This window comes from Arthrospiribacter ruber (assembly GCF_019343195.1).
GTDB lineage: Bacteria > Bacteroidota > Bacteroidia > Cytophagales > Cyclobacteriaceae > Arthrospiribacter > Arthrospiribacter ruber.
Genome location: NZ_RPHB01000002.1, coordinates 24,953 through 38,162 on the forward strand (window position 1 = coordinate 24,953; position 13,210 = coordinate 38,162).

8 protein-coding genes are annotated in these 13,210 nt (G+C 41.1%); 7 read left to right on the forward strand and 1 reads right to left on the reverse strand.

Annotation, left to right across the window (positions count from 1 at the left end):
* Positions 1-17 precede the first annotated feature (17 nt).
* Positions 18-674: a JAB domain-containing protein gene (locus tag EGN73_RS03125; RefSeq protein ID WP_219287027.1), complete on the reverse strand. Its 657-nt coding sequence runs from the start codon at positions 672-674 to the stop codon at positions 18-20.
* A 307-nt stretch (positions 675-981) separates the two neighbouring features.
* Between EGN73_RS03125 and EGN73_RS03130 the strand changes: the two genes are divergently transcribed.
* The 7 genes from EGN73_RS03130 to EGN73_RS03160 all read left to right on the forward strand — a co-directional run bounded on the left by EGN73_RS03130 (position 982) and on the right by EGN73_RS03160 (position 13,208).
* Positions 982-1,221, forward strand: coding sequence for a hypothetical protein (locus tag EGN73_RS03130; RefSeq protein ID WP_219287028.1), 240 nt, complete (start codon positions 982-984; stop codon positions 1,219-1,221).
* A 91-nt stretch (positions 1,222-1,312) separates the two neighbouring features.
* Complete coding sequence (locus EGN73_RS03135; RefSeq protein WP_219287029.1) at positions 1,313-1,915, forward strand: DUF6624 domain-containing protein; 603 nt, start codon at positions 1,313-1,315, stop codon at positions 1,913-1,915.
* A 256-nt stretch (positions 1,916-2,171) separates the two neighbouring features.
* On the forward strand, positions 2,172-2,525 hold the full coding sequence (locus EGN73_RS03140; RefSeq protein WP_484793079.1) for an Ada metal-binding domain-containing protein: 354 nt from the start codon (positions 2,172-2,174) through the stop codon (positions 2,523-2,525).
* Positions 2,474-2,650 (forward strand): MGMT family protein, encoded by a 177-nt coding sequence (locus EGN73_RS22885; protein WP_219287031.1) that lies wholly within the window; start codon positions 2,474-2,476, stop codon positions 2,648-2,650. The genes EGN73_RS03140 and EGN73_RS22885 overlap by 52 nt, the downstream gene beginning before the upstream one ends.
* Before the next feature lie 350 nt (positions 2,651-3,000).
* The gene (locus EGN73_RS03150) at positions 3,001-7,041 is read left to right on the forward strand and encodes a two-component regulator propeller domain-containing protein (RefSeq protein WP_219287032.1); all 4,041 of its coding nucleotides are present in this window, start codon (positions 3,001-3,003) and stop codon (positions 7,039-7,041) included.
* A gap of 134 nt (positions 7,042-7,175) precedes the next feature.
* On the forward strand, positions 7,176-10,025 hold the full coding sequence (locus EGN73_RS03155) for a glycoside hydrolase family 31 protein (protein ID WP_219287033.1): 2,850 nt from the start codon (positions 7,176-7,178) through the stop codon (positions 10,023-10,025).
* Positions 10,026-10,130: 105 nt separating this feature from the next.
* A complete protein-coding gene (locus EGN73_RS03160; RefSeq protein ID WP_219287034.1) occupies positions 10,131-13,208 on the forward strand; it encodes a SusC/RagA family TonB-linked outer membrane protein in 3,078 nt (1,025 codons plus the stop codon).
* Positions 13,209-13,210: the final 2 nt, after the last annotated feature.

Consider the following 13,210-nt stretch of genomic DNA (forward strand, 5'->3'; position numbering starts at 1 on the left):
GCACTCCACCACTTCCATTACATCATTCCTTCGTCTGCAAAGCTGAAGTAAGCATGATCTGTAAAGATGATATGGTCCAGCACGATAATGTCCAGGTGCTTCTCTGCCTCAGAGAGTTTCTGGGTCAGTCTTTTGTCCTGCTCTGATGGTTTCAAGTTTCCTGAGGGATGGTTGTGGACCAGGATCATCGAGCAGCTCTGGTTTTCCAAAGCATGTTTAAAGATCACTTTGGGGTCTGCGATGGTGCCGCATGTTCCACCTGTGCTGATCTTTACTTTTCTTATGACCTGATTGATTCTGTTAAGGAGGATGATATAGAAGTGTTCCACCAGTTCATCCAAGAGGTCTGCTTTCATGATCTGATAGATATCCGAGGAGCAGCATATCTTTATCTTCTTTTGTTCGGGCTCCCTAATTCTTCTCCTTCCCATTTCAAAAGCCAGTACCAATGCCGTTGCTTTGGCTTCACCAATACCTCCTACCTTCATCCAGTCATGTAGGGAGTATTTGGCCAAAGCTGCCAGACTGTAGTTTTCAGCTGTCAGTATTGCTCTTGCCTGTTCTGAGGTAATCCCAGCTATTGCAGCAATCAGGTGGTAATCGGAAAGGGCTGATCTTCCTTTAGTGTAAAGGATTTCAGTTTCTTCTCTGAGGATGTTTCTGGAAGTAGCCATGATCTTATTGCAGACTTTTCACTCCTTGCGCTGGAGCTTTTGTTTAGCCCCTCCCCAGGAGTCTGCAAACCACTGAATGCAAGGTGGAACGGAATAAATCCTCCTCAGAAAACACTTCCTGTTTATGCCGTAAAACCTTGATCCCTTCAGAAAACCCATCAGCCATGTGTGGTTTCAGGGCTCCTATATTTGGCTTTCAAAAGGTCGGAAGTAAAAAATTGAAATTTTAAAAAACTCTGCTCTACTACTTTCCCGAACAAAAAATAATATTTAAAATATCAACATAAAAAAGTCAATAATATTAACAATGGATATTTTCGAAATACTTACACTTATGGATGAAAAAGAAATACAGGTCAACAAAAGGCTGGACAGCATCATTTCATCCAATCTGGATCCCTTTCCCTTTGAGCGGATCAATAAAGGAAAGGCACTCTTAAAGCTTATGGAAGAAATCAGGAAGTACATAGAGACGGATCAATTGCTTCTTGCGGGAATGAAATTAAAAGAGCTGGAATACCTGGGGATAAAGATTGTGAAAAAATGAGCTCAAAAACCTGTAAGAATTTGATAAATTTCACCTAGAATCGACCAGATTCTTGAGTTAAGATAAAATCAACACCCATCAATACTCCAACATGGATATTAGATCTGCCGCTGAAAAAATAATTGCACTGAAAAATGCTGATATGGCATTGAGGAACAGGCTTATTCAAAGCAAACAGCTCCACAAGGCTTACAACAAAGAAATGGAAGCCCTGCATATAAAAAATGCAGATCAATTAAATGAAATTATTGAATCCATTGGATTTCCCAGCATGGAAAAAGTTGGGAAGGAAGCCAATGAAGCGGCCTGGTTAATTATCCAACATGCTATCAGTAAACCGGAGTTTATGAGAAAATGTATGGCCTTAATGGGCAAACAGGTGAAGCAAACTTTGGAGGAGCGAAGACAAATAGCCTATCTTATGGACAGGATAGCTGTGTTTGAAGGAAAACCACAACTATACGGAACACAGTTCGATTGGGATGAAAAAGGACTATTAGGTCCATCCCCCCATGACGGCCTGGAAAGAGTAAATAAAAGAAGAAAATCCATTGGCTTTAATTCCTTGGAAGAACAGACCGATCTCATGCGAGATCAGGTAAAAAATGAAAACCAGATACCTCCTTCAGATTTTGAATTAAGAAAAAAGGAAATTGAATCCTGGAAGAAAACTGTAGGTTGGATAATAGATTAAATAAAACTGAAGATGCAAAGCTAATGTGTTGCATATGAATCCAGGTATCTTAAAAAAAATGCTTGTCAATTTTTCGGTGGATAGCCAAAGCTTCCTTCTATACTTTTGGAATAAAAAACATGAACAAACTAAAAGAATCAGTACTGATATTTTTTTATGCTTTTATGCAATCTAAATTGAAGAAACAGCTGATCCAAGTAATAGAAACAGGGAATTTATCTTTTATTTTCAACTGATGGAACTGAGCAAAGCTGAAATGTACCAGGCAATTTTGGAGAAGGATACTTCCTTTGAAGGTTTATTTTTCACCGCTGTCAAGACTATTGGGATTTTTTGCAAGCCCAGTTGTCCTGCCAGAAAACCAAAGATTGAAAATGTAGAATTTCTTTTTTCAAGTAAGGACTGTTTGCTGAAGGGATACCGCCCCTGCAAAGTCTGTAAACCCTTGGAACCGGTAAAGTCTATGCCATTGGAAATACGAAAACTTTTAAAGGAGATGGTAAGCAATCCTGACCTTAAAATAAATGATAGGGGATTACCTATAAAAAGCAGGCTGAAATGTTGGGAGACCCAATGGCTGTCCGTGCAGTGGCCAGTGCCAATGGGATGAACAGAATTTCCATAATTATTCCATGTCATCGGGTCATCGGGCGTGATGGCAGGCTAACAGGCTATGGAGGAGGGATCTGGCGAAAAAAATACCTTTTGGATTTGGAGGCCGGCATTCATAAATGAACAGACTTTATTTAGGGCGTGCTGAAAAACGCCATCTGGAGAATAAATTCTTTGCATTATGATGAATTCCAATTTAACAAGTATTTTCTTTTTAAGCAGGTGCAAGCTTATTCAATGATCCAGCTTGATTTGCGTGCTCCTGTAAATCAAATAAGTGTTTAATTCAAAGAAACACAACATTGTATTCCCTAGAGAGGTGATCTCCAATACAGTCATATAGGGACAAAGATCCAGGCTTCAGAACCAGAACCCAATCCACTAATTTATTTGTGGTTAAGATGTTTTGTATCTTTACAACAAGATGGGCTAATCCAGTCGTTGGTGTATTAAAAGATTAGCAGGAGTTAACAATGCGCAAATATTTAATTGCTTTATTAGCAGTAGGGTCATTTTTACTGTGTAAGTCAGTGTGGTCAATTGGACAAACTGACCAAATTAGATTTTCTTCCCTGGGGATTAAAGATGGGGTTTCGCATATGCAGGTGAACACCTTTTTGAAGGACACAACAGGATACATGTGGATAGGGACAGCCGCAGGACTCAATAGATATGATGGACACACAGTCAAGGTTTTCGAACACAAATCAAATGATTCCACTACCCTGGATAATAATATGATTCTTGAACTTTTCACTGATCCATTGGGAAGGTTGTGTGTCAAAACTGAACTGGGAATAAATTTTTATGACCCGACTACTCAGACTTTTTCAAGAGATTATTCAAAATATTCAAGGAGATGGGGACTCGAAGGCCAGCAGGTACATAGCATTAAAAACCTTGATAATACCTGGTTTTTGACTGATCATGGCTTGGCAAGATGGAATGCGATAAAACAAAAAGCTGAAACAATCCCTTCATTTACTTCCTATAAGTTAAGTGATATGGGAACTTATGGCCATGAACTTTGGGCCATAAAAAGTGATGGAGTACTCTTAACTTACAACCTTCATCTTCAGGAAATTACCGAAATCGACAGTACTTTATACCAGCAAACGGATGGGGACAAGGCATATCAATTAAAAATAGATTCAAGTGGGCGGGTTTGGATTTATCTCCCAGAAGAAAACTCAGGTTTGTATTGCTACCAAGACAAGGAATGGCAACATTTCACAACAGAAACCCCAGGGTACACCTTAAGCAGCAACCTTGTAAGATCAGTTGAAGAAATCAAAAAAGGCGAAATCTGGGTAGGTACGGATCATGGAGGAATTAATATCATCACTGAAGGCCAAGATGAAATAGCTTACCTGACAGCCAATAGTCAAACAGGACTCTCAGGTAACAGTATCTATACTATTTATAAAGATAGGGATGACTTTGTCTGGGTAGGAACGTATAAAAATGCAGTGAGCTTCTTTCATGAAAAATCCCTTCGCTTTTATCATCTTAGCGATCAGGAAAGGGGCAATTACAAACTCCCTTTTAATGATATCAACTCATTTTCAGAAGATCACAAGGGGAACTGGTTTGCCGGGACCAATGGAAAAGGAATACTCTATTTTGATACAAACTCCGATTCCATCCAGTTATTCGACAGTTCTAATTTCCCGGAAATGCAAAGTGATATCATCGTTTCTCTCCTTTATGACAGCAAACAAAGGCTTTGGGCGGGCACTTATCTTGGTGGTTTGATTAAACTGGAAAAAGGAAAACTTACGGTTTATGACCAGGAGACTGTGAACCTTCCGGACATGAGTATCTGGGAACTCTTTGAGGATTCTAAGGGAAGAATATGGCTAGGGACACTAACCGAAGGTATATTCTTATTTGATCCGGAGACAATGACTTTTTCAAGTCTGGAATTAAAGGACGGGCATGAATTGAACAACAATACATATATATCTGCCATTGAAGAGGATGATAATGGGAGAATATGGATCGGTGGGACTGCCGGGATAGATATCATTTATCCTGAATCGGGACAGGTTGAACACCTCAGCGAGGCCGATGGGTTAGCTCATGATTTTATCATGGATATCAAATCAGGTCCTTCAGGCATTATGTGTGTAGGTAGCCGGGGCGGCCTTACTTTTATTTCAGAAAACAAAAACATTTCCAATTTCAGTGTAGCAGACGGACTTCCCCATTCCAATGTACTTTCACTTTTGTATCATCAAAATGAACTTTGGTTGAGCACACCACATGGATTGAGCGTGGTTCGGAATTTGATGACAGAAAGCAAAATCACCATCCAGGCTTTCAATGCCGATCAAGGACTTTTATACACTGGATTTAATGAAAATGCCGCCGCGGTATCCAGCAAAGGGGAATTGGTCTTTGGAGGCACCCATGGGATCTATATAGTGGATCCCGGTCAATTTGAAGATGCTCTTTCCCAACCCAAAGTGGTGTTTTCCGATTTTGAATTGTTCAATAATAAACTGAGAATAGGGGAAACAGTCAATGGGAGAACATTGCTGGGCCAAGACATCAATTATATCGATAAAATAGTCCTTAAACCCGGTGAAAACAGTTTTTCTGTTGGATTTACCAGTTTGGATTTTCTTAAAAACTCCAATTCAAAATACCGGTACAGGTTAAAAGGCTTTGAGAATAGCTGGCAAGAAAGCGACAACAAAAACCGAAGAGCCGTCTACACAAACCTCAACCCGGGGAAATACCTACTTGAAATAAGTGCTGCAAATCCATCTGGTCAATTCAAGGAGACGAGTGCAACTTTGGCCATACAGATCCTGCCACCTTTTTACCAGACTGGTTGGGCTTATTTCATGTATGCTGTTATGTTGTTGGGTGTTTTGTATTTTTCAAGGAGATTGATTTTGAGCCGTGCCAATGCAAAGTTTCAAATCGAACAAGAACGACGGGAAGCACAACAACTTCATGAACTGGACAAGCTAAAAATCAGATTTCTCACCAATCTTAGTCATGAATTCCGTACTCCCATATCGCTTATCCTGGCCCCTATTGAGAAACTGCTAAGTTCTGAAAAAGAAAGCCCCAATAAGAAACAATATCAATTGATATACAAAAATGCCAACCGCATTCTAAAACTTACTGATCAAATACTTGATTTTAAGAAATTGGAACAGGAAGAAGAAGGCCTCAACTTGCTGGAAGGTGATTTAATGGCTTTTATCAAGGATTTGATGAATTCCTTTTATGGAATTTCTGAAAGACAGGGTATCAAATTTGAATATCAATTGACGCCTCTGTCCTATTACACTTCTTTTGATATGGATAAGCTGGAAAAAATCATTTTCAATCTACTTTCCAATTCTTTTAAATTTACTGCAGATTCAGGTACAGTCTCTGTAAAAACAAAAATCTCTGAGAATATAGATGGAAGATCAATATTGACATTATGCGTAGCAGATAGTGGAGTGGGTATTCCGGCACACGACCAAGCCCGGCTTTTCGAAAGGTTTTATCAGGTCGAATCCCACAAACACCTGACCAACACGAGGGGAAGTGGTATTGGTCTTGCGATAACAAAAGAATATGTAGATCTTCATGGCGGTTCTATCCATTTTGAAAGTAAGGTGGGTGTAGGCACGACTTTTTACGTTTCCCTTCCATTGAATGCTGTTGTCACACCAGTACCGGCGGAAGAACCCATTGCTCTGTCCAGCACCTTGGGTGAAAACAAAGTGAAAATCCTGGTGGCTGAAGACAATCCTGATTTTAGGGCATTTTTGATTGAATACCTTCAGGAAGATTTTCAGGTAATAGAGGCAAGTAACGGTAAAGAAGGCTGGAAAAAAACGCTTGCTTTTTCCCCTGATCTGATATTAAGTGATTTGATGATGCCTGAGGTAAATGGTATTTCCTTTTGTAGAAAGGTAAAAAATGATCCACGAACCTCGCACATACCTTTTATCCTGTTGACTGCCTTTACAGACAATGAGAGAAGGCTTCAGAGTATGGATATAGGTGCCAATGATTATATCACAAAGCCCTTCAATTATCAGGTATTAAACTCACGAATAAAAAACCTTATTCAGGAACAACAAAATCTGAAAAATACGCTGGCAAAAAAAGTCAAAGTCAGCGCGAAGGATATCATTATAGATTCTGAGGATCAAAAATTTGTCTATAAAGTAACTGAAATAGTAGAGAAATTTCTTGAAAACCCTGAGTTCAACGTAAAGCAATTGAGTGACAATATGGCCATGAGCAGAGTACATCTGTACAATAAACTCACTGCATTGACAGGCATGACGCCACAGGAATTTATCCGGGACATGAGACTTAAAAGAAGTATTCAATATTTGGAAAAAAGTAAACTGTCTATCGCGGAAATTGCATATGCAGTAGGTTTTAACAGCCCAAAAGTTTACAGTAAGTCTTTTAAGTCAACTTATGGTTATACCCCAAGTGATTTTTTATCCAGCCAACTTGCGAATTTCAAAAACTCCCCAAACACAGATTAAATTGTATTTTTTTAACAAATTTTTACCTTTTTAACCTCAGAACCCCCTATTCTTAACATTTAGAACCCTTCATCTATCACATTTTTTCCAGTTTTGGGACAATAATTAACATTATCAATAACCCAAAATTTCTTATGAAGCTTTTTTACTTCCTGCTATCTGGATTGGTGATATTCACATCCAACCTTGTTCTGGCCAATGATCATATTACGGTGACAGATAAGGGTCTTGTCATACGTTTTGAAGCTGCCCCAGACGGCACCAAAGTTCTCCGTCTGGAAGCTGTCACTTCAGAAATCTTCCGTGTTTCGGCTACTTCGAAGTCTGAATTTAAAGAGACCAATAGTTTAATGGTCAAAGAGGATTTGTCTTATGAGGCAAACTGGCAGCATGAAATAGATGCTGACACCTTACGCATGTGGACTGATAAAGTCACTGCCCATGTCAATTTGAAAACTGCCGAGATACTTTTCAAAGATCCTTCGGGAAAAATCATCCTTAAGGAAAAAACCGGAGGAGGCCGGCGCTTTGATTCTGCATCAACTGAAGAAAACAGCTACTCTAGCTTCTCTCAGCATTTTCAAAAAAATGAAGCAGAGGGAATATATGGTTTAGGCCAACATCAGGCCGGACTGTTCAATTATCGGGACAGACATGTTGATCTCACCCAATACAATGGTGTGGCTGTAGTACCTTTTATGATTTCCACCAACCAATACGGTTTGCTTTGGGACAATAATTCAATCACCAAATTTGGGGACACACGGATTCCGGAACCTATTTCCAAATTAACCCTACAACCGGGACTGGAGGATGATGCTAAGGGCCTCAAAGCCATTTATGCTTCCGATCGCAGCAATCCTACAAAAGGATTAGAAAGACTTGAAAGCACAATTGCCTATACAGACCTACCTTCATTGAAAAACCTGCCGGAATTTGACCAGCACCGTGGTGCTGTGACCTGGACAGGCTATATCACTCCTGAGCATGTAGGGATCCATACTTTTAAGCTCATCTACTCCGGCTACATCAAAATCACCATGAATAACCAAGTCTTGATGGATACCTGGAGAGAAAGCTGGAATCCGGGTTTTGAGGAATTTGATTATGATTTATCCAGTACTGCCACTGCAGTAAAAATAGAATGGATACCTGAGTCTGATCAATCATTTCTAGACCTCAGCTATTTAAAACCTTTGGAAGGCAAGGAAGAGGATTTATTTGGATTTGCTTCTGAAGCAGGTGAATACCTGGACTATTACTTCATTTATGGTGAGGAGATGGATGATGTTATTTCAGGCTATAGAACACTTACTGGCAAGGCCAAGATTATGCCTAAATGGGTGATGGGATTTTGGCAAAGCAGGGAGCGCTATAAGACCCAGGAAGAGTTGTTGGAAACAGTCAGAAATTTCCGGGAAAAACAAATCCCGCTCGACAATATAGTACAGGATTGGTCCTACTGGGAAGAAGATGCATGGGGAAGTCACGAATTTGACAAGGATCGGTTTCCGGATCCAGAGGCAATGATCAAGGAAGTACATGACCTGAATGCCAGGATAATGATCAGTGTTTGGCCAAAATTCTATGAAGGAATTGACAACAATCGGGTAATGGATGAAAAGGGCATGCTTTACCGGCAAAACATTGTAAATCAGCAGAAAGACTGGATAGGAGAAGGTTATGTTTCCACATTTTATGATGCCTTTAATCCAGCCGCAAGGTCCATGTTTTGGGACCAGTTGAACAAGCGGCTGTTCAGCATAGGAATTGATGCCTGGTGGCTGGATGCAACTGAGCCTGATATCCACTCCAATGCTTCTATAAGTCAGAGAAAAACATTGATGGACCCAACTGCCCTGGGGTCTTCCACGGCATTTTTCAATGCCTATTCCCTGGTCAATGCCAAAGGCATCTACGAAGGGCAAAGAAAAGCAGCACCTGACCAACGTGTATTTATCCTGACGAGATCGGCATTTGCAGGCATTCAACGCTATAGCGCTGCAACCTGGAGTGGCGATATAGCCAGCCGTTTTGATGAAATGGAAAGACAAATTGCAGGAGGGTTAAACTTTTCTCTATCAGGTCTCCCTTATTGGACAACGGATATAGGAGGTTTTTTTGTGGAAGATAAGTATGATAGACCACATCCTGAAGGGGACGCATTGGATGAATGGAGGGAACTGAATACACGCTGGACTCAATTTGGAGCATTTACCCCCCTGTTTAGGGCTCATGGACAATATCCACATCGTGAAATCTACAATATTGCCCCGGAAGAACACCCTGCTTATCAGTCCATGCTTTATTACAACAAGCTGAGATATCGTTTGATGCCATATATCTATAGCATAACAGGGGCTGTTTATCATGAAGACAATACGATCATGCGTCCCTTGGTAATGGATTTTAAAGACCCGAAGGTCCGTGATATCGGTAACCAATACATGTTTGGACCATCAATTATGGTGACTCCAGTGACTGTCTATCAGGCAAATACCAAAGCCGTATATCTTCCAAAACATGCCGGTTGGTACGACATGTACTCAGGAAAATTTTTAGAAGGTGAGCAGACAATTACAGCAGAGGCCCCTTATGAGCGCATGCCTCTCTTTATAAAAGCGGGTGCAATCATCCCATTTGGATCCGAAATTTTCCACACCGCTGAGCGCATGCAAGATGAAATTCTCCTCTTTGTTTATGCGGGTAATGATGGGGAATTCTGCCTGTATGACGACGGACATACTGACTATGCCTATGAAAATGGCCAGTTTGATAAAATACTTATTTCTTACAGTGAGCAGGATAAAACGCTGAAAATAAATGAAAGGGTTGGCAAAAAACATCAAAACAGAGTGGACAAAATTGATTTCAAAGTAATAGTCATAGACCGGGACAAACCCAAGCCACTGGATTTTGACCAAATCCCTGACTTCAGTTTCAGCTATACCGGAGAAGCACTTTCGATTAAACTAAACAATTAAATAAACCAAATAACCCATGAAAAATAACAGACCAATTCAACGCAGGATTTTGCGGAAAGAAAGCAAAATGATAAGCAATAAACCAAAAATTCACAACACGAACCTATGAAAAAGACTTTAGCCAGTATTTTAGCTTGGCTATTGCTGCTGCCGGCAGCAATGGCTCAACAAAATGTAATAGGCCAAGTCACCGACGGTGACACGGGAGAGCCTATTCCCGGTGTGAGCATCCTCGTCCGGGGAACCGGACAGGGTACAATAACTGACATTGATGGTACTTACAACTTAAGTGTAGATCAGGAAAATGCCGTATTGGTTTACTCCTTTTTAGGATATATCAAGCAAGAAGTAGCTGTTGGCAACAGGAGTGAAATCAATGTAACCTTGGAGCCTGATCTTAGTGATCTGGAAGAGGTGATAGTAGTTGGTTACGGTGTACAGAAAAAGAAAGTCGTCACCGGTGCAACAGTACAGGTGGATGGGGATAAACTTAAAAGCCTGAGCACTACCCAACCACTGGAAGCCCTACAAGGTCTGGCACCGGGAGTTCAGATATCTGCCACTTCAGGGCAGCCGGGAGAAAGTATGCGTGTGGTTATCAGAGGATTGGGCACTATAGGAGATGCCTCACCACTGTATGTAGTGGATGGGGTTTTGACCAATGACATTTCATATCTCAACCCAGCTGATATAGAATCGATTGATGTCCTAAAGGATGCAGCCTCAGCTGCCATATACGGTTCCCAGGCTGCCAATGGTGTGGTGTTGGTGACTACCCGCAGAGGCCGGAGAGGAGAAAGAGCTACCGTAACATATGATATGTTTTACGGAGTTCAAAACACACCTAGAACTACGAAAATGCTCAATGCCTATGAATATGGCACCATCATGAATGAGGCGGCCATCAACTCAGGAGGGCGTCCATACTTTTCGCAGGATCAATTAAATGAATTTGGACAGGGTACCATGTGGTTGGACGAAATGTTTGCCAACAATGCGGTAAACCAAAACCATGTATTGGGTTTGCAGGGTGGAAGTGAAAATTCCATCTATTCGGTTTCTCTGGCATATACCGGGCAAGAAGGTATTGTGGGGGGGAGTGACCTTTCAAATTTTGAGCGGTACAATATCCGCGTAAATTCAGAGCATCATTTATACAATGATGTGCTGACCATCGGACAAAATCTTACCATCTCGAACAGACAGTCTTCAGGTGTCGGGGTTGGCGATCAGTATAACAATGCCCTGAGGGGTGCCTTTAATACCTCTCCCCTAGTACCGATGTTTGATGAAAACATGAATTTTTATGACAACAGCAACTCAGATTGGAATCCAAACGAAGCCAATCCTTATGCTTTGATGTATTATCAGAACCAAAACCTTAACAATAACCAGCGTATTCTTGGGGATGTATACATGGTTTTGGAGCCGATAAAAAATCTCCGGTTCCGAACAAGCGTAGGTTTGGATTATTATTCAAATGAAGGAAGATCTTTTACCCCTACCTATCAACTTTCTTCCTTTGCATTTTCATTGTTTTCGAGTGCTCACCAAAATATGGGAAAAGGTAGAACTGTTCTGTTTGACAACCTGTTGACCTACAATTTCTCCCTGAATGACAAGCACAACTTTGAGACCATGGTAGGAAGTTCTATGTTTCAGTTTCAAGGTTCATACATGTTTGCAAGTAACCGTGATGTAATCATTGAAGACCTAAAATATGCCTGGTTATCCAATACTACCAATGTGGATGGGGCCAACATCAATTTAGGAGGAGGACCGGCTGACCCAGATAACAGGATGTCTTATTTTGGAAGAATCAATTACAATTACAATGAAACATATCTACTGAATCTGACTTACCGTGCTGATGGTGCGTCCCGATTTGCAAGAGGTAACCGGTTTGGTTTTTTCCCTTCCATTTCAGCGGGTTGGGTGATCAGTAACGAACCCTTTATGGCTCCATTGGAAAACACCTTGGAATTCCTGAAACTCCGTGCAAGTTGGGGTCAGGTAGGTAATATGAATATTGGATTTTTTCAATTCATGGCTCCGGTATCTATTTCCAATACAAACTATTTTTTCGGACCTGGTGAAGGAACAGAGGGTTTGGTACCGGGAGCTTATCCCAGCAGGTTAGGGAATACAGATTTGCTGTGGGAAACCTCCGAACAGGCAAACATCGGTATAGACGCACAGCTATGGCAGGGCAGGTTGACAGTGAATTTTGATTGGTACAACAAAATCACAAGGGATTGGCTGATAGAAGCCCCTATCCTATCCACTGCTGGTGCAGCACCTCCATTTATCAATGGTGGGGATGTTCAAAATACCGGTGTTGAGTTGGCCTTATCCTATAATAACCGGGCAGGTCAATTAAATTATAGCATTGGTGTAAATGGAGCCTATAACAGAAACCGGGTAGGAAATATCCCAACAAGAGACGGTATCATCCATGGCCAGGCAAATCAGTTATTTGACAATTCGATGCCTTTTTATCGTGCACAGAATGGGTTCCCTATCGGTTACTTCTGGGGATTACAGACGGATGGTATCTTCCAGTCAGAGCAAGAGGTAAGGGATCACAGATCAGGAGAGACCATCATACAGCCAAATGCCGAACCAGGTGATGTCCGTTATGTAGATGTCAATGGCGATGGAGTTATTGATGACTCGGACCGTGTCATGTTAGGTGATCCAAATCCTGCGTATACCTTTGGCCTTACCTTCTCTGCGGATTATAAGGGGTTTGATTTCAACTTTTTGGCAAACGGGGTAGCCGGCAATCAGATTGTTCAGACTTACCGTAACCATGCCAATCCATACGCCAACTATACGACTGCCATATTGGACAGATGGCATGGACCGGGCTCTTCCCATACGATGCCAAGAGTAACCGAGGATGCCAGAAACTGGACAAACTTCTCAGATCTGTATATACATGATGGGGATTTTTTAAGAATCAGCAACATCACTTTAGGTTACGACCTCAACAGGATCCTCAACAATGAAAAACTGGGGCAAGTCAGAATATATGCCTCTGTGCTCAACCTCTACACCTTTACCAAATATGAAGGAATGGATCCTGAAATCGGGTATGGAAGCAGTTTTTCTTCGGGAGTGGATTTAGGATTTTATCCTCGACCACGGACTATGATGCTGGGGGCAAATATTAGATTCTAAAT

Excerpts from the sequence above, each read along its gene's own strand:
- EGN73_RS03155 (WP_219287033.1), top strand. The coding sequence starts at position 7,176 with ATGAAGCTTTTTTACTTCCTGCTATCTGGATTGGTGATATTCACATCC.
- EGN73_RS03135 (WP_219287029.1), top strand. The coding sequence starts at position 1,313 with ATGGATATTAGATCTGCCGCTGAAAAAATAATTGCACTGAAAAATGCT.
- EGN73_RS03160 (WP_219287034.1), top strand. The coding sequence starts at position 10,131 with ATGAAAAAGACTTTAGCCAGTATTTTAGCTTGGCTATTGCTGCTGCCG.
- EGN73_RS03125 (WP_219287027.1), bottom strand. The coding sequence starts at position 674 with ATGGCTACTTCCAGAAACATCCTCAGAGAAGAAACTGAAATCCTTTAC.
- EGN73_RS22885 (WP_219287031.1), top strand. The coding sequence starts at position 2,474 with ATGTTGGGAGACCCAATGGCTGTCCGTGCAGTGGCCAGTGCCAATGGG.
- EGN73_RS03130 (WP_219287028.1), top strand. The coding sequence starts at position 982 with ATGGATATTTTCGAAATACTTACACTTATGGATGAAAAAGAAATACAG.
- EGN73_RS03140 (WP_484793079.1), top strand. The coding sequence starts at position 2,172 with ATGTACCAGGCAATTTTGGAGAAGGATACTTCCTTTGAAGGTTTATTT.
- EGN73_RS03150 (WP_219287032.1), top strand. The coding sequence starts at position 3,001 with ATGCGCAAATATTTAATTGCTTTATTAGCAGTAGGGTCATTTTTACTG.